Source organism: Streptomyces sp. NBC_00490 (assembly GCF_036013645.1).
GTDB classification, from domain to species: domain Bacteria; phylum Actinomycetota; class Actinomycetes; order Streptomycetales; family Streptomycetaceae; genus Streptomyces; species Streptomyces canus_F.
In genome coordinates this window covers 4,573,999-4,590,680 of sequence record NZ_CP107869.1, presented here as the reverse complement: position 1 = coordinate 4,590,680, position 16,682 = coordinate 4,573,999, and the positions used below count along the sequence as shown (strand labels likewise).

General features: G+C 69.7%; 13 protein-coding genes and 1 tRNA gene. 8 read left to right on the top strand and 6 right to left on the bottom strand.

From position 1 onward, the window contains the following. The first annotated feature begins 167 nt into the window (after window positions 1-167). The 3 genes from OG381_RS20625 (at window position 168) to OG381_RS20615 (ending at window position 4,328) form a co-directional block, all read left to right on the top strand. Window positions 168-1,091, top strand: coding sequence for a Ppx/GppA phosphatase family protein (locus OG381_RS20625; protein WP_327722521.1), 924 nt, complete (start codon window positions 168-170; stop codon window positions 1,089-1,091). Window positions 1,092-1,511: 420 nt separating this feature from the next. Further along, on the top strand, window positions 1,512-2,894 hold the full coding sequence (locus OG381_RS20620; RefSeq protein ID WP_327717533.1) for an NAD(P)/FAD-dependent oxidoreductase: 1,383 nt from the start codon (window positions 1,512-1,514) through the stop codon (window positions 2,892-2,894). A 144-nt stretch (window positions 2,895-3,038) separates the two neighbouring features. Next, window positions 3,039-4,328 carry a cyclopropane-fatty-acyl-phospholipid synthase family protein gene (locus OG381_RS20615; protein WP_327717532.1) on the top strand — a complete coding sequence of 430 codons (1,290 nt, stop codon included), beginning with the start codon at window positions 3,039-3,041 and terminating at the stop codon, window positions 4,326-4,328. 53 nt (window positions 4,329-4,381) lie between these two features. Here the strand turns inward: OG381_RS20615 and OG381_RS20610 are convergent, their stop codons facing one another. Both OG381_RS20610 and OG381_RS20605 read right to left on the bottom strand, forming a co-directional pair. Then, window positions 4,382-6,910 carry an ABC transporter permease gene (locus OG381_RS20610; protein ID WP_327717531.1) on the bottom strand — a complete coding sequence of 843 codons (2,529 nt, stop codon included), beginning with the start codon at window positions 6,908-6,910 and terminating at the stop codon, window positions 4,382-4,384. Next, window positions 6,910-7,680, bottom strand: a complete 771-nt coding sequence (locus OG381_RS20605) for an ABC transporter ATP-binding protein (RefSeq protein WP_327717530.1) — start codon at window positions 7,678-7,680, stop codon at window positions 6,910-6,912. Before OG381_RS20605 ends, OG381_RS20610 begins: the two co-directional genes overlap by 1 nt. A 392-nt stretch (window positions 7,681-8,072) precedes the next feature. Between OG381_RS20605 and OG381_RS20600 the strand changes: the two genes are divergently transcribed. The 3 genes from OG381_RS20600 (at window position 8,073) to OG381_RS20590 (ending at window position 10,730) form a co-directional block, all read left to right on the top strand. Then, a tRNA-Leu gene (locus OG381_RS20600) sits at window positions 8,073-8,155 on the top strand. 281 nt (window positions 8,156-8,436) lie between these two features. Then, window positions 8,437-9,609 carry a 4-hydroxybenzoate 3-monooxygenase gene (locus OG381_RS20595; protein WP_327717529.1) on the top strand — a complete coding sequence of 391 codons (1,173 nt, stop codon included), beginning with the start codon at window positions 8,437-8,439 and terminating at the stop codon, window positions 9,607-9,609. A 194-nt stretch (window positions 9,610-9,803) separates the two neighbouring features. After that, window positions 9,804-10,730: a Bax inhibitor-1/YccA family protein gene (locus tag OG381_RS20590; RefSeq protein ID WP_327717528.1), complete on the top strand. Its 927-nt coding sequence runs from the start codon at window positions 9,804-9,806 to the stop codon at window positions 10,728-10,730. 75 nt (window positions 10,731-10,805) lie between these two features. On the opposite strand, the gene OG381_RS20585 is transcribed toward OG381_RS20590, so the two are convergent. Then, the gene (locus tag OG381_RS20585) at window positions 10,806-11,036 is read right to left on the bottom strand and encodes a DUF4287 domain-containing protein (RefSeq protein ID WP_307029722.1); all 231 of its coding nucleotides are present in this window, start codon (window positions 11,034-11,036) and stop codon (window positions 10,806-10,808) included. Window positions 11,037-11,158: 122 nt separating this feature from the next. On the opposite strand from OG381_RS20585, the gene OG381_RS20580 reads away from it, so the two are divergent. Then, window positions 11,159-11,452 (top strand): hypothetical protein, encoded by a 294-nt coding sequence (locus OG381_RS20580; RefSeq protein WP_327717527.1) that lies wholly within the window; start codon window positions 11,159-11,161, stop codon window positions 11,450-11,452. 1 nt (window position 11,453) lies between these two features. Here OG381_RS20580 and OG381_RS20575 read toward each other — a convergent pair whose 3' ends face one another. The 3 genes from OG381_RS20575 to OG381_RS20565 form a co-directional block, all read right to left on the bottom strand. Beyond that, window positions 11,454-12,236: a hypothetical protein gene (locus OG381_RS20575; protein WP_327722520.1), complete on the bottom strand. Its 783-nt coding sequence runs from the start codon at window positions 12,234-12,236 to the stop codon at window positions 11,454-11,456. Window positions 12,237-12,519: 283 nt separating this feature from the next. Beyond that, window positions 12,520-13,740, bottom strand: coding sequence for an acetyl-CoA C-acetyltransferase (locus OG381_RS20570; protein ID WP_327717526.1), 1,221 nt, complete (start codon window positions 13,738-13,740; stop codon window positions 12,520-12,522). A 154-nt stretch (window positions 13,741-13,894) separates the two neighbouring features. Beyond that, complete coding sequence (locus OG381_RS20565) at window positions 13,895-14,926, bottom strand: SGNH/GDSL hydrolase family protein (protein ID WP_327717525.1); 1,032 nt, start codon at window positions 14,924-14,926, stop codon at window positions 13,895-13,897. Between the two features lie 148 nt (window positions 14,927-15,074). Between OG381_RS20565 and OG381_RS20560 the strand changes: the two genes are divergently transcribed. Further along, complete coding sequence (locus tag OG381_RS20560; protein ID WP_327717524.1) at window positions 15,075-16,463, top strand: cystathionine beta-synthase; 1,389 nt, start codon at window positions 15,075-15,077, stop codon at window positions 16,461-16,463. The last annotated feature ends 219 nt before the right edge of the window (window positions 16,464-16,682 follow it).

Sequence of the window (16,682 nt, the reverse complement as noted above, 5' to 3'; positions counted from 1 at the left end):
TGCCGGAGTGGTGGCGCAAGGGTCCGTGTGTGCAGCCGCTCGTGGCTCCCGACCCGGCGGACGAGCTGCCGGGCGCGCAGGGCGTGGTCTCCGATCCCGCCGAGGCCCGCGGCGCCTCCTTCGCCGACGTCCCGCCGGCCCCCGAGGGGTTCAGCCGGGTCGCCGCGGTGGACTGCGGTACGAACTCCATCCGCCTCCTCGTGGCGGACGTCAACCCCGCCACGGGTGAGCTGCTGGAGCTGGACCGGCGGATGACGATCGTGCGGCTCGGCCAGGACGTGGACCGGACCGGCAGACTGGCCCCGGAGGCGCTGGAGCGGACGTTCGCGGCCTGCCGGGAGTACGCGGACGTGATCCGTGGACTGGGAGCCGTCAAGGTGCGGTTCGTCGCCACCTCGGCCTCGCGGGACGCCTCGAACCGGGAGGAGTTCGTCCAGGGTGTCGTCGGCATCCTCGGTGTCGAGCCCGAGGTCATCTCCGGCGAGCGGGAGGCGGAGTTCTCCTTCACGGGCGCCACCAAGGAGCTGACCGGCCACGACGGGTTCGCCGAGCCGTATCTCGTCGTGGACATCGGCGGCGGCTCGACGGAGTTCGTGGTCGGGGACGACCGGGTGCGCGCCGCCCGTTCCGTCGACATCGGCTGTGTGCGGATGACCGAACGGCATCTCGTCCAGGACGGGGCCGTGACCGACCCGCCCTCGGAGGCGCAGATCGCCGCCATGCGGGCCGACATCGAGGCCGCCCTCGACCTCGCCGAGGAGTCCGTGCCGCTGCGTGAGGCGCGCACGCTGGTGGGGCTCGCCGGGTCCGTGACCACTGTGTCGGCGATCGCGCAGGAACTGCCCGCGTACGACTCGGTCCGCATCCATCACTCCCGGGTCTCCCGCGAGCGGGTCCGGGAGATCACCGAGTGGCTGCTGCGCTCGACGCACGCCGAGCGCGCGGCCGTGCCCTCCATGCACCCCGGGCGCGTGGACGTCATCGCCGCGGGGGCTCTCGTACTGCTCTCGATCATGGAGCGGACGGGGGCCGAGGAGGTCGTCGTGAGCGAGCACGACATCCTCGACGGCATCGCGTGGTCGATCACGTAGCCCTCTGCTGAGCAGGCAGAACAACGTATGAGCACGTCTGAGGGGCCCTTCGGGGCCCCTCTGTCGCGTGCCGTCGGAAAAGTTCGTGAAGTTCTTCACAAGGAATTCGGTCCGGTGGGGCGAAGAATGTGGCCCGGTTGGCCCTTCCGGGGTCCCAACACCCCTGTGAACACGTTCAAAACGGCGAGATGCGGACCCTCCGCGAGGGGGTCGCGCGAGATCGTTTCGAAGGTCTCACGGAGCCTCCGAAAGCCCGGAGAGGCAGCTCACGCGGCATTGACAACGGCCCGCCGTACACGCCGGTTCCCGGTCCGCGCCATGACCTGGATCACGCGAGTCGCGGAGGATAACACACACCCCGTCGGAGCTTGTGAAGGGGCGCACGAGCGACCCCCCTGGGGCGGGTGGATACTCGATGGCATGAGCACCACGGAGCGTCCCAGGATCCTCGTAGTAGGCGGTGGGTACGTAGGCCTGTACGCAGCTCGGCGCATTCTCAAGAAGATGCGCTACGGCGAGGCGACCGTCACGGTCGTCGACCCCCGGTCGTACATGACCTACCAGCCCTTCCTCCCCGAAACCGCCGCCGGCAACATCTCCCCTCGCCATGTCGTCGTCCCGCTGCGACGCGTGCTGCCCAAGGCGGAGGTGCTCACCGGCCGGGTCACCACCATCGATCAGGACCGCAAGGTCGCCACGATCGCCCCGCTGGTCGGCGAGGCGTACGAGCTGCCCTTCGACTACCTGGTCATCGCGCTCGGCGCGGTCTCCCGCACCTTCCCGATCCCCGGCCTCGCCGAGCAGGGCATCGGTATGAAGGGCGTCGAGGAGGCCATCGGCCTGCGCAACCACGTCCTCGAGCAGCTCGACAAGGCTGACTCCACCACCGACGAGGAGATCCGCCGCAAGGCGCTCACCTTCGTCTTCATCGGCGGCGGTTTCGCCGGTGCGGAGACCATCGGTGAGGTCGAGGACCTGGCCCGCGACGCGGCCAAGTACTACAAGACCGTGTCCCGCGAGGACATGCGCTTCATCCTGGTCGACGCCGCGGACAAGATCCTTCCCGAGGTCGGCCCCAAGCTCGGCCAGTACGGCAAGGAGCACCTGGAGAGCCGCGGTGTGGAGATCTACCTCTCCACCTCGATGGACTCCTGCGTCGACGGCCACGTCGTGCTGAAGAACGGGCTGGAGGTCGACTCCAACACCATCGTGTGGACCGCCGGCGTCAAGCCCAACCCGGTCCTGTCGCGCTACGGCCTCCCGCTCGGCCCCCGCGGCCACGTGGACACCGCCCCGACCCTCCAGGTCCAGGGCACCGACTACATCTGGGCCGCCGGCGACAACGCCCAGGTCCCGGACGTCGCCGCCCGCAAGGCCGGCGTCGAGAACGCCTGGTGCCCGCCGAACGCCCAGCACGCGCTGCGTCAGGCCAAGGTCCTCGGCGACAACGTGGTCTCCGGCATGCGGGGCTTCCCGCAGAAGGAGTACGCGCACTCCAACAAGGGTGCGGTGGCCGGTCTCGGCCTCCACAAGGGCGTCGCGATGATCGTCATGGGCAAGATGAAGATCAAGGTCAAGGGCCGTCTCGCCTGGTACATGCACCGTGGCTACCACGGTCTGGCGATGCCGACCTGGAACCGCAAGGTCCGCGTCTTCGCCGACTGGACCCTCGGCATGTTCCTCAAGCGCGAGGTCGTCTCCCTCGGCGCGATGGAGCACCCGCGCGAGGAGTTCTACGAGGCCGCGAAGCCCGTGCCGGCGGCCGCGAAGCCGGAGCAGAAGACCGAGGCCAAGGCCTCCTGACCCGCTCCGGTCACCGAACCACCCGAAGGACCTCCCGCCATCCGTGGTGCGGGAGGTCCTTCGGCGTTCTTGGGATTGCGCCCCGGCCTGTCGTTGTTTAAGCAGGTGGACAAAACCGGGATCCTCGTCACGGAGGTGTGCGCCATGTCCGATGCCGCCCTGCGGCTGAAGAACCACTTGGAACGACTACTGGGAAACCCCCTCCCGGTGCGCATCCGCGCGTGGGACGGATCCCAGGCAGGCCCGCCGGGCGCCCCCGTGCTGGTCGTGCGCAACCGCCGAGCCGTCCGGCGGCTGCTGTTCAAGCCCGGCGAGCTCGGCCTCGCGCGCGCCTGGGTCGCCGGCGACCTCGACATCGACGGCGATCTCTACACCGCCCTCGGCCTCATCTCGGGCCTCGTCTGGGAACGCGACGAGGCCCCCAGGAGCCTCTCCGAGGCGCTGCGCGACCCCCGCGTACGGTCCGCCGTACGCGGCCTCGTGCAGCTCGGCGGGGTTCCGCTGCCGCCCGCCCCGCCCCGCGAGGAGGTCCGCCGCCGCGGTCACCTCCACACCAGAGGCACCGACAGACGGGCCGTCAGCCACCACTACGACGTCGGCAACGACTTCTACGAGATCGTCCTCGGCCCGTCGATGGTCTACTCGTGCGCCTACTGGGAGTCCCCCCACGGCACACTCGAGGCCGCCCAGCGCGACAAGCTCGAACTCGTCTGCCGCAAACTCGGCCTGACCCCCGGTCAGCGACTTCTCGACGTCGGCTGCGGCTGGGGGTCGATGGCCGTCCACGCCGCCCGCGAGCACGGCGTGAGCGTCGTCGGCGTCACCCTCTCCCAGGAACAGGCCGCCTACGCCCGTAAGCGCGTCGCCGACGAGGGCCTCACCGACCGGGTCGAGATCCGCGTCCAGGACTACCGGGACGTCACCGACGGGCCCTACGACGCGATCGCCTCCATCGGCATGGCCGAACACGTCGGCGCCGACCGCTACCTGGAGTACGCCCGCGACCTGTACGCCCTCCTGAAGTCCGGCGGACGGCTCCTCAACCACCAGATCGCCCGCCGCCCCGAACGCGAGGAAACCACCTACCACGTCGACGAGTTCATCGACGCCTACGTCTTCCCCGACGGCGAACTCGCCCCCCTCGGCACCACCGTCACCCAACTGGAGCGCGCCCGCCTCGAGGTGCGCGACGTCGAGTCGATCCGCGAGCACTACGGCCTCACCCTGCGCCGCTGGGTCGCGAACCTGGAGGCCGACTGGTCCCTCGCCCAGCGGATCGCGGGCCCCGGCCGGGCCCGGGTCTGGCTCCTCTACATGGCGGCCTGCGCCCTGGCCTTCGAACGCAACCGCATCGGCGTCAACCAGATCCTGGCCGTCCGGCCACCGGCGTCCGGCGCGTCCGGGCTGCCGCTGCGGACGCGCACCTGGAACTGAACGGACGAAAGGGGCCCGCCGCTCGCTCGCGACGGGCCCCGTACGCCGTACGCCTATTCCGACTTGATGGCCGTCAGCATGTTCAGCCGGGACGCGCGCCGCGCCGGCCACAGGGCCGCCAGGACACCGACCGCCGCCGCCAGCAGCAGGAAGAGGCCCATCCTGGTCCACGGCAGGACCAGCTCGTACGTCGCCATCCTGGTGCCCAGCAGCTCGCCGGCCGCCCAGCCGAAGAAGACGCCCAGGCCGATACCGAGCACCCCGCCGAACAGGGAGATCACCAGGGACTCCAGGCGGACCATCCGCTTGATGCCCTTGCGGTCCAGGCCGATCGCGCGGAGCATGCCGATCTCCTGGGAACGCTCGAAGACCGACATGGCCAGGGTGTTGATGACTCCGAGGACGGCGACGATCACCGCCATGGCGAGCAGGCCGTAGAGCATGTTCAGCATCAGCGTGAACATCTGCGCGATGTCGTCGGACAGGTCCTGCTTGCTCTGGACCTTGATGGCCGGGTTGGTGCCGAGGGCCTTCTCCAGCTTGTCCTTCGTCGCGCTCGTCGCGCCGTCGGACGTCTTCACCATGACCATCATGTCGGCGGTGTCCGGCAGATGCGGGGTGAGCGTGGCGTTGTCGACGAGGACACCGCTGAAGAACTCGTTGCCCTCGTAGACCCCGGCGACCGTCAGCTTCTGCTTCCTGCCGTCCTCGTAGGCGACGGTGAAGCTCGAACCGGCCTTCCAGCCACGCTGCTCGGCACGGTCGGCGTCCACGACGATCCGCGTGCCGCCCACCTCGAACGCGCCGTCGTCGACCTTGAGGTCGGTGAGCTTGCCGAACGAGGCTCCGTTGACGCCGGTCAGGTACTCCGTCTCGCCGCCGATGCGGGAGGGGGAGTTGCGCATCGGGCTGATCTCGGTGACGTCGTCGACCCGGGCCAGCTCCTTCGCCACGTCCGGCGAGAGCTCGTTGCCGTTGGCCATCGACACGACGTAGTCCGCGCGGATCGCCGACGACGCCATCTTGTCGATCGACTTCTGGAGGCTGCCCGCCATCACCGTCATACCGGTGATGAGGGTCAGTCCGATCATCAGCGCGGAGGCGGTGGCAGCGGTACGACGGGGGTTGCGGACCGAGTTCTGACGGGCCAGCTTGCCCGCCGTGCCGAAGATCCGCAGGACGGGCGCGGCGGCGGCGATCAGCGGGCGGGACAGCAGCGGGGTCAGGATGAACACACCGATGATCAGCAGGACCGCGCCCAGTCCCATCGGGGCCTGACCGTCCGAGCCCTCCATCGTGGTGGCCGCCAGGACGACCGCGACACCGGCACCGCTGAAGAGGGCGCCCAGGGTGTTGCGCAGCACCAGCGACTTGGTGGTGGCCTGCGCGTGCACGCTGCTCATCGCGGCGACCGGCGGGATCTTCGCCGCCCGGCGGCCCGGCAGCCACGCCGCCACCATGGTGATGAGGACACCGACCGCGAGGGCGGTGGCGACCGTGCCGCCGGAGATGATCAGCGGGCCGTCGGGGACGGTGGCGCCCAGGGTGCCCATCAGCGAGCGGAGCCCGGCGCCGATGCCGATGCCCGCGACCAGACCGGTCACCCCGGCGACCGTGCCGACCACGAACGCCTCGATCAGCACCGACCGCGTGACCTGCCGACGCGAGGCGCCGACGGCCCGCAGCAGCGCGAGTTCCTTGGTGCGCTGGGCGACCAGCATGGTGAAGGTGTTGGCGATGATGAACGTGCCCACGAAGAGCGCGATGCCCGCGAAGACCAGCAGACCCTGCTTCAGCCCGGCCATCGACGCGGAGATCATCTCGGCCTGGTCGTCGGCGAGTTGCCGTCCCGTGGTGGTCTCCACGAGGTTCATCGGCAGCGCCTTGTCGAGGGCGGCCTTCAGCGCGGTCTGGGAGGTGCCGGAGGCTGCCTTCACATCGATCTGGTCGTACGTGCCGGTCTTGCCGAACAGCGTCTGCGCGGTCGCCGTGTCGAACAGGGCGAGGCTGCCGCCGGCGGCGACATTGCCGTCGTCGGTGGTGAAGATCCCGGTGATCCTCGGGGCGAGGACCGGCCCGTCGACGGAGATCCGCACGGTGTCGCCGACCTTGTACCCGGCGCGCTCGGCGGTCTCGGAGTCGATGGCGACCTGGTTCCCGCCGTGCGGTGCCGCACCTTCCTTCAGCGGGTACCGCGGGTCCTTGTCCCCCCAGTAGTTCCCGCCCTGCGACTGGAAGCCGCCGCCGATGAGCTTGCCGTCCTTGTCGGCGATGGCGGTGAAGCCGTTGACGACACCGATGGCCGAGGCGGCCCCGTCGACCTTCGCGGTCTCGTCGAGCAGCGCCTGGGTGAGTTCGGGGGTCTTGCCGACCCTGTCGCCCTTGCTCTCCTGGTAGTTGGGCTGCACGGCCACGTCGACCTGGTCGAAGCCCTTGGCCGAGCTGTTCTGGTAGGCGTTCGAGATGGTGCTGGTGAAGACCAGCGTCCCGGACACGAAGGCCACGCCGAGCATCACGGCGAGCACCGTCATGAGCAGCCGGGCCTTGTGCGCGAGGACGTTGCGCAGGGCGGTGCGGAACATCAGGAGGTACGGCCCTTCGCGTCGAACTGCTTCATGAAGTCCAGGACCGACTCGGCGGTGGGCCGGTACATCTCGTCCACGATCCGCCCGTCGGCGAGGAAGACGACCCGGTCCGCGTACGCGGCGGCCACCGGGTCATGGGTCACCATCACCACGGTCTGCCCCAACTCCCTTACGGAGTTGCGGAGAAAGCCCAGCACCTCGGCGCCGGAGCGCGAGTCGAGGTTTCCGGTGGGCTCGTCGCCGAAGATGATGTCGGGCCGGGAGGCGAGCGCGCGGGCGACGGCGACGCGCTGCTGCTGGCCGCCGGAGAGCTGGGAGGGCCGGTGGGAGAGCCGGTCCTTCAGCCCCACCATCCGGATCACCGAGTCCAGCCACTCCTTGTCGGGCTTACGGCCCGCGATGTCCATGGGGAGCGTGATGTTCTCCAGCGCGGTCAGCGTCGGCAGCAGGTTGAACGCCTGGAAGATGAAGCCGATCTTGTCCCGGCGGAGCCTGGTGAGCTGTTTGTCCTTGAGGGAGCCGAGCTCGGTGTCGCCGATGCGCACGGACCCGGAGGAGAACGTGTCCAGTCCGGCCACGCAGTGCATCAGCGTGGACTTGCCGGACCCCGACGGGCCCATGATCGCGGTGAACTCGGCCTGCCGGAACTCGACGGTGACCCGGTCGAGGGCGACCACCTGGGTCTCGCCCTGTCCGTAGATCTTCGACAGATCCGTGGCGCGAGCGGCCACGGTGGTGGCTCGGCCGGCGATGGGAGTGGTGGTCACGGGTGGGCGCTCCTGACGGGACGACGACATGTTCGGGGGACGTGATCCATCGTCTCGGTACCCCGGCGCCGTGTAGTCAGCCGCTGTTCCGGTTCCGGGGGGCGACTTGCGGCTGACCGCGCCCGGACGTGTCATACCTGGGGATGACGGGAGCCCCTGAGGGCGGGCCAGGTCGAGAACAGGTGGAGCCCCCTCGTTCGGGCGGTGAAATTCCGTCATTCCGCATGCGCGGCCGACCGTCACGCGTAAGGCTATTGGCAAGTGCGGATGGCCCGTTCCACGGGCTGATGCACCCTCAGACGTCAATAAAATAAGACAACATCGGTCCGCCCGTCCGCTGTTCGGGGGATGTATCCCGATAGGCTCGAACCTCGACGCGGAGCCCATGGCCTGCCCGGATGGTGGAATGCAGACACGGCGAGCTTAAACCTCGCTGCCCCTCGCGGGCGTACCGGTTCAAGTCCGGTTCCGGGCACCTCCGACCTTTTCAGGAACCGTAGGCAGACACCGCTTCCCGTGGGGTCCTTCCTTCAGCACATCGCGACAGTGCGACGACGCGGCCTGCTCCCTCGCGACCCCCTCGGGCCTTCTGCCCCGCACCGACCGTTGACACACGACGCCACCCGTCGCAGACTCGCGAGAGCAAGTAAGTGAAGGAAATTTCACTACGCGAACCGCAATACGAACCACAGTCATCCATCGCGAGTCACGGCTCACGCGAACAGCGGCAATGACGCCCACCGAAGGGAACGACCGATGCGCACCACCGTCGGCATCATCGGAGCCGGCCCCGCCGGCCTCCTCCTCGCCCGGCTGCTCCACCGCGCCGGCATCGACTCGGTCGTCCTCGAAAGCCGCGACCGCTCCTACGTCGAGCAGCGTCAGCGGGCCGGGATCCTGGAGCAGGGGACCGTCGACGTGCTGCGGGCCGCCGGGGCCGGGGAGCGGATGGAGCGGGAGGGGCTGCGGCACGACGGGATCGAGCTGCGGTACGACCGGAAACGGCACCGGGTCGACTTCCCGGCCCTCACCGGCGGGCGGTCCGTGATGGTCTACGCGCAGACCGAGGTGTGCAAGGACCTCATCGCCCTCCAGCTCAAGGAGGGCGGGCCGCTGCTCTTCGAGGCGGAGGCGCTGGCCGTGGAGGGGGCGGACGGGGACAGCCCGAGCATCCGGTTCCGGCACGAAGGGCGCGAGGACGTGCTCGAGTGCGCGTACGTCGTCGGGTGCGACGGGTTCTGGGGTGTGGCGCGCAAGGCGATCCCCGAGGAGCTGACCCGGGTCTTCGAGCGGACGTACCCCTTCGGCTGGCTCGGCATCCTCGCCGACGTCCCGCCCTCCCACGACGAGCTGGTCTACGCCCGCCACGACCGCGGCTTCGCCCTGCTGTCCATGCGGTCGCCGTCCGTCTCGCGGCTCTACCTCCAGGTGCCCGAGGGAACGGACGCGCAGAGCTGGGGCGACGAGGAGATCTGGGACGAGCTGGAGCGGCGCTTCGAGACCGACGACTGGCGGCTCCAACGGGGCCCCATCACCCAGAAGTCCGTCACGCCCATGCGGTCGTACGTCCATGAGCCCATGCGGCACGGCCGGCTCTTCCTCGCCGGGGACGCCGCCCACATCGTGCCGCCGACCGGGGCGAAGGGGCTGAATCTCGCCGTGGGGGACGTCGTCACCTTCGCGCGGGCGCTGACGCACGAGAAGGAGACGGGGTCCACCGAGCTCCTCGACGCCTACTCCGAGACCTGTCTGGCCCGCGTCTGGCAGGCCGAGCGGTTCTCGTACGACATGACGACACTGCTGCACCGGGCCCCCGACGCCACCCCCTTCGAGGACCGGCTCCAGGTGGCGCGGCTGGAGCGGATCGCCTCGTCCGAGGCCGCCGAGACCGATCTGGCCGAGGGGTATACAGGGTTCCCGTTCGGGTAAGTGATCTCCGCACGGTCGCGGCGATGTACCGGCTTGGTCATGAACCTGCCCCTCCGTGGCTGGGAATCAGCGGGCCGCGTAGCGTGTTGGCGAGCACAGCAAGGGAAAGATCCTCCCCAAGCATTAGGGTCAATCCTTTGCCTACCTATTACTCTTAGGCCAAGGCCCACCCACAGTGGCCATGGAGGAGTGAAATGAGGAGCAGCAACCCGGTCTTCTCGCGACGGGGGTTCAGCCGCGACAACGGCTACGCGGGCTTCAATGCCCAGCCGCAGGCCGGGGGCGCCGCTGTAGGCACGCAGGCCAACCCCTACGCGCAGGGCAACCCGTATGCCCAGCCGCAGGCGGACCCCTACGCGCAGAACCCGTACGCGCAGAATCCCTACGCCCAGCAGGACCTGCAGAACGGCGCGCCGCCGCAGGCCCCGGCCACCACCGGCCGGATGACCATGGACGACGTCGTCCTGCGCACCGGCACCACCCTCGGCATCCTGGTCGTCACGGCCGCGGTCGCCTGGGCGGCCCTGCCGGTCGACGACGCCAACATCGGCCGGTCGTACGGCATCGCCATCGGCGCCGCCCTGATCGGCATGGTCCTGGCACTCGTCCAGTCCTTCAAGCGCAAGGCCTCGCCCGCGCTGATCGTCTCGTACGCGGCGTTCGAGGGTGTCTTCCTCGGTGTCGTCTCCAGCGTCGTGGACAACCGCATCGCCAGCGGCGCGGCCATGCAGGCGGTGATCGGCACGCTCGCGGTCTTCGCCGCGGTCCTGGTGGCGTACAAGGCGGGCTGGATCCGCGTCAACCGCCGGTTCTACGGCTTCGTGATGGCGGCCGCGCTCGGCTTCGTCCTGCTGATGATGGTGAACCTGCTGTTTGCCGCCTTCGGCGGCGGTGACGGCCTCGGCTTCCGCAGCGGCGGCCTCGGCATCGTCTTCGGCATCATCGGCGTCCTGCTCGGTGCGTGCTTCCTCGCCCTCGACTTCAAGCAGGTCGAGGACGGCATCGCCTACGGTGCCCCGCGCGAGGAGGCCTGGCTGGCGGCGTTCGGTCTGACGATGACGCTGGTCTGGATCTACCTCGAGTTCCTGAGGCTCATCGCGATCCTCAACAGCAGCGACTGACGCACCCCGCGTGCGTGAAGGGGCCCCGGGTTCTCCCGGGGCCCCTTCGTCGTCTGGGTGTGTGCGTGCGCGCGCTTAGAGGAGGTTGCGCGCGGCCCTCCTCAGGTCGTACTCGTGGATGAGCGCTTTCGCGTGGCCGTAGGCGAGGTTGTGTTCGTGGCGGAGCCAGCTGACCTTTTCCTCGAAGCGGAAGAGGGCCGGGCCGTCTTCGACGGTGCGGAGCCAGTCGGATACTTCACGACCGGTGCAATGGGGGATGCGGGCGAGCAGATTGCGGTGGGTCTCCTCGGAGAGGACGTGGGACATCGGCGCCTCCGGACGCAAAGGGGATGTAAGCCGGTCCTTCAGGTCACCGTGCCTGAGCGTTCGCCCGTTGGCAACAGTCCCGGTGCGGCGCGTACGGTGTCGCCGTGGCCGATACAGCGCGTTTGACGCAAGCCGTGGATCACTTCGCCGACCGGTTGCGGGCAGCCCCCCAGAGCCGGTTGCAGCGGGGGGCCGCCACCGAGGCACTGGGGCTGGCCAGGGAGTTGGTCCGCCGGGCGCAGCTTCTCGAAGATCCCTCGAAGGAACCCCGGGAGATGCCGGACGCCGGGATGTTCGCGGCCGCGGACCAAATCACCGTGGCCGTGCACGACTTGGCCCTCGTCCTGAGGGACGAGGGCCAAGTCGATGAAGCCGTGCAACTGGTGGAGGAGGCGCAGAAGCGCGCCGGGGTCTGAGCTAGAGGCTCGCTATGACCCTGTCGGCCAGGATGTAGACGTTCTCCTCGCCGCACGCGAAGGTCAGGGTGTACGCGCCCGACACTCCCGAACCGCCCAGCAGTATCGGGGTCTCGCCGGCCGTCAGGGCCGCCGAGAGGCGCTCCGCGGTCTCCCGGTGACCCGGGGTCATGCAGAGCGTGGTGCCGTCGGTGAAGACATAGACGTCGAGGGTGCCCAGCGGGCCCGGGCGGACGTCGGCCAGTTCCACGCGACCGGCGGCCAGTTCCTCGAGGGTGGCCACGGTGCGCTCATGGTCGTTCACCACCGGCGACTGCACCGGGACGAAGTCCGGGTGGGAGGGGTGGCGGCGGCGGGCCGCGGCCAGCTCCGGGGAGTCCCCGGCGAACTCGTCGATGTCGGCCGACGGCTCGGAGACCGGCTCCAGCGGCTCCAGGCCCACGAAATCGGCCTGGCGGGGCAGGAACAGCTCACTGTCGGGCAGGCCGAGCAGGGTGGGCGCGTCGGAGGCGTCACGGGCCTCCTGCGCGGCCCAGAAGGCCCGCGCCTCGGCGAGCTCCCGCTCCCGCTCCTCGGCGAGGGCCTCGGCCACGGCGGCCCGTATCTCAGCGGCGTCGGCGGAGTGGCGGGCGGCGGGCACGAGACCGTGCGCGGCGGCCGTGTTCGTCCTGGCAAGCTCGGTGTGCAGGGCCGCGACCTGGCGGCGCAGCTGCATGAGGGTGCGCAGGACGGCGACGGCCACGGCGCCCGTGGCGGCCGTGGTGACCAGCAAGGCGATCGGCATGGCGCTCACTGACGTACTCCCGGTTCAAAGTCGACCCCCGACTTCCTACATCAGCTTGAAGGGCGGACTATCCCGCTGTCAGTGCGTAACGTCACGAAACGGGCAGGACTTTGGGCCCGGAGTTTAGTGCGAGAACGGCTCTGACCTGCGTAAATCCCTTCCCGGAGGGAGATAGGTCACATCCTGGGGGAGATTGGATCACAAAACGGCCCAGAACCCTGGTGGTTCAAGGGTTCTGGGCCCGGGCCTCACGCGGAGTACCCGTCGGATCACAGGCAGTTGATCAGCTGAGGCGCTCGATGACCATCGCCATGCCCTGGCCGCCGCCGACGCACATCGTCTCCAGACCGAACTGCTTGTCGTGGAACTGGAGGGAGTTGATGAGCGTGCCGGTGATACGGGCGCCGGTCATGCCGAAGGGGTGGCCGACGGCGATGGCGCCGCCGTTGACGTTCAGCTTGTCCAGGTCGATGCCGAGGTCGCGGTAGGAGGGGATCACCTGGGCGGCGAACGCCTCGTTGATCTCGACCAGGTCGATGTCGTCGATGGTCAGTCCGGCGCGGCGCAGGGCCTGGGTGCTCGCCTCGACCGGGCCGAGGCCCATGATCTCGGGGGACAGACCCGAGACGCCGGTCGACACGATGCGGGCGAGCGGGGTGAGGCCGAGCTCGCGGGCCTTGGTGTCGGACATGATGACGACCGCGGCGGCGCCGTCGTTGAGCGGGCAGCAGTTGCCGGCGGTGACGAGTCCGTCGGGGCGGAAGACGGGCTTGAGGCCGCCGACGGCCTCCAGGGTGACGCCGGCGCGCGGACCGTCGTCCTTGCTGACCACCGTGCCGTCGGGAAGCGTCACCGGGGTGATCTCGCGCTCCCAGAAGCCGTTCTTGATGGCCTCTTCGGCGAGGTTCTGCGACCGTACGCCGAACTCGTCCATGTCCTGGCGGGTGATGCCCTTGAGGCGCGCGAGGTTCTCGGCGGTCTGGCCCATGCCGATGTAGGCGTCCGGCACGAGGCCGTCCTCGCGCGGGTCGTGCCAGGTCGTGCCCTCCTGCTGGGCGACCTCGACGGTGCGGGCCTCGGCCTCGGCGAAGAACGGGTTGTGCGTGTCCGGGAGGCTGTCGGAGTTGCCCTTGGTGAAGCGGGAGACCATCTCGACACCGGCCGAGATGAAGACGTCGCCCTCGCCGGCCTTGATGGCGTGCAGGGCCATACGGCTCGTCTGCAGCGAGGAGGAGCAGTAGCGGGTGACCGTACAACCGGGGAGGTGGTCCATCCCCATCTGCACGGCGACGATACGGCCGAGGTTGTTGCCCTGCTCGCCGCCGGGCAGACCGCAGCCGAGGTGCAGGTCGTCGATGTCCCGCGGGTCCAGCTCGGGGACCTTGGCCAGGGCCGCCTGGATGATCGTGGCGGTGAGGTCGTCCGGGCGGAGGTCCTTCAGCGAGCCCTTGAAAGCGCGGCCGATGGGCGAGCGGGCGGTCGAGACGATCACTGCTTCGGGCATGACGACTCCATTGGCGTACGAGGTTCTTCGGGGCACGGGCTGGTTGGGAAGTTACCCGTACGTATGGACTAGGTCACGGGTATGGAGGTGTGACCCTGACCGCAGTTTACTAAGCGCTTGCTTTCCTTGTCTCCGCCGAGCCGCCGAGCCGGAGTCAGGGCTGTGCCGGGGTCCGCTCCGGTTCCGTCACCGCTACCCGGCGGCGCTTCCGGCGCTTCAGCAGGGCCCAGGGTCCCTTCGGACCCGTCGGCATCGCGGCCGTCACCTCGGTGCCGGGCTCCGCGACCGCCTCCGCGGCCGCCCGGGCCACCGGCAGGAAGCCCTCGCGGCGGGAGACGTCCGGGCGCTCCTCCTCCGCCGGCCACAGACCCAGGGTCGCGCAGACCGTGGGCAGGACCGCCATGGCCGCCGTCGCGTACCCCTCCGCCGAGGGGTGGTAGTTGTCCGGACCGAAGAGCTCGCGGGGGTTCGCCGCGAACTCCGGGCCGAGCAGGTCGCCCAGGGACACCGTGCGGCCACCCTGCTCGACCGTGCCGATCGTCTGGGCGGCCGCCAGCTGCCGCGAGGCCCGCCGGGCCAGCCAGCGCAGCGGCTGCTGCACCGGCTCGATCGAACCGAGATCGGGGCAGGTGCCGACCACCACCTCCGCACCCGCCGTACGCAGCCGGCGCACCGCCGCCGCCAGATGGCGGACCGACTGCGTCGGCGCCATGCGGTGCGTCACGTCATTCGCGCCGATCATGATCACGCAGACGTCCGGCAGCCGCCCGGGGTCCGCGAGGATCAGCGCCACCTGGCGGTCCAGGTCGTCGGAGCGGGCCCCGGGGTTCGCCACGTTGCGCAGCTCCACCGGGCGCTCCGCCACCGCCGCCAGCCCCGACGCCAGCAGCGCCCCCGGAGTCTGGCCCGAGCGGTGCACGCCCTGGCCCGCGGCCGTGGAGTCGCCCAGCATCGTCAGCCGCAACGCGGGTACACCCGGTGTGGCGTAGGCGATGCCGTACAGGCCCTGCGCGTTCGGCACATGCGGCGACGGACCGTTGCCGTTACCGACCTGCCGCTTGGCCAGCCGCACCTCCGCCAGCAGCAGCCCCACGGCCGCCGCGCCCACCAGACCGATCCCGCCGCCGCCGTACGCCGCGCCGGCCGCGATCCGCCGGGCCACCCTGGCCCTCGACATGCTCGTCATACGTCGCCGCCACCTCCGTGCTAGCCGTACACCCACTCCTTGCCCCGTACAGGCCGTCGTCCAATCTCAACGGCGAGTGAACGACCGCTCCGGGCTTTAGGCTGGCGGAACACTTAGACCCCATCTTTTGCAGCATCCGGAGACAACGGTGCAATTCCACGACTCGATGATCAGCCTCGTCGGCAACACCCCGCTGGTGAGGCTCAACAACGTCACCAAGGGCATCCAGGCGACCGTCCTGGCCAAGGTGGAGTACTTCAACCCGGGCGGGTCCGTGAAGGACCGCATCGCCCTGCGCATGATCGAGGCGGCGGAGGAGAGCGGCGCACTCAAGCCCGGCGGGACGATCGTCGAGCCGACCAGCGGCAACACCGGCGTGGGCCTTGCCATCGTGGCCCAGCAGAAGGGGTACAAGTGCATCTTCGTGTGCCCCGACAAGGTGAGCACCGACAAGATCAACGTGCTGCGGGCCTACGGGGCCGAGGTCGTCGTCTGCCCCACCGCGGTCGACCCCGAGCACCCGGACTCGTACTACAACGTCTCCGACCGGCTCGTCCGTGAGACGCCGGGAGCGTGGAAGCCCGACCAGTACTCCAACCCCAACAACCCGCTGTCCCACTACCACTCCACCGGCCCCGAGCTGTGGGAGCAGACGGAGGGGAAGATCACCCACTTCGTCACGGGTGTGGGGACGGGCGGCACCATCTCCGGCACCGGCCGCTACCTGAAGGACGCCAGCGACGGCAAGGTGAAGGTCGTCGGCGCCGACCCCGAGGGGTCCGTGTACTCCGGCGGCTCCGGGCGGCCGTATCTCGTCGAGGGCGTCGGTGAGGACTTCTGGCCGACCGCGTACGACCGGACCGTCGCCGACGAGATCGTCGCCGTGTCCGACAAGGACTCCTTCCAGATGACCCGCCGCCTGGCCAAGGAGGAGGGCCTCCTGGTCGGCGGCTCCTGCGGCATGGCCGTCGTGGCGGCGCTGCGGGTGGCCGAGCGGCTCGGCCCCGACGACGTGGTCGTCGTGCTGCTGCCCGACAGCGGTCGCGGGTACCTGTCGAAGATCTTCAACGACGAGTGGATGGCCGACTACGGCTTCCTCGAGGACGAGGGCCCCAGTGCCCGCGTCGCCGACGTCCTCAACGACAAGGTGCACGGCGCCATCCCGTCCCTCGTCCACATGCACCCGGACGAGACCGTCGGCGAGGCCATCGACGTGCTGCGCGAGTACGGCGTCTCGCAGATGCCGATCGTGAAGCCGGGCGCCGGTCACCCGGACGTCATGGCGGCGGAGGTCGTCGGGTCGGTCGTGGAGCGGGAGTTGCTCAACGCGCTGTTCGCCCAGCGGGCCTCGCTGGAGGACCCGCTGGAGAAGCACATGTCGGCGCCGCTGCCGCAGGTCGGCTCCGGCGAGCCCGTCGGCGACCTGATGACGGTGCTCGGCACCGCGGACGCGGCGATCGTCCTCGTCGAGGGCAAGCCGACCGGTGTGGTCAGCCGGCAGGATCTGCTGGCCTTCCTCGCCAAGGGCGGGAAGTGACGGTGAACGTCCGGTGAACCGGTGGTGCGGCGGGCGGACTTCCGTTTGCCTACTGAATTGGTGGACTTCGCGGAAGTGGTACGAGCGCGTCACGTCCGCGCAGCACACGCTTAACACGGGTCGGGCACATTAGTGGATGTCGGCAGGGCGGGAGCGGCTCCCCGCCCCGGCCGGCACCCAAACGGCGTCACAGGACCTCCGGAGCGGCTCCCGGACCTC

Coding starts and splice junctions, on each gene's coding strand:
- OG381_RS20575 (WP_327722520.1), bottom strand. CDS start 12,236: ATGCCGATCGCCTTGCTGGTCACCACGGCCGCCACGGGCGCCGTGGCC.
- OG381_RS20615 (WP_327717532.1), top strand. CDS start 3,039: ATGTCCGATGCCGCCCTGCGGCTGAAGAACCACTTGGAACGACTACTG.
- OG381_RS20570 (WP_327717526.1), bottom strand. CDS start 13,740: ATGCCCGAAGCAGTGATCGTCTCGACCGCCCGCTCGCCCATCGGCCGC.
- OG381_RS20585 (WP_307029722.1), bottom strand. CDS start 11,036: ATGTCCCACGTCCTCTCCGAGGAGACCCACCGCAATCTGCTCGCCCGC.
- OG381_RS20595 (WP_327717529.1), top strand. CDS start 8,437: ATGCGCACCACCGTCGGCATCATCGGAGCCGGCCCCGCCGGCCTCCTC.
- OG381_RS20610 (WP_327717531.1), bottom strand. CDS start 6,910: ATGTTCCGCACCGCCCTGCGCAACGTCCTCGCGCACAAGGCCCGGCTG.
- OG381_RS20620 (WP_327717533.1), top strand. CDS start 1,512: ATGAGCACCACGGAGCGTCCCAGGATCCTCGTAGTAGGCGGTGGGTAC.
- OG381_RS20565 (WP_327717525.1), bottom strand. CDS start 14,926: ATGACGAGCATGTCGAGGGCCAGGGTGGCCCGGCGGATCGCGGCCGGC.
- OG381_RS20590 (WP_327717528.1), top strand. CDS start 9,804: ATGAGGAGCAGCAACCCGGTCTTCTCGCGACGGGGGTTCAGCCGCGAC.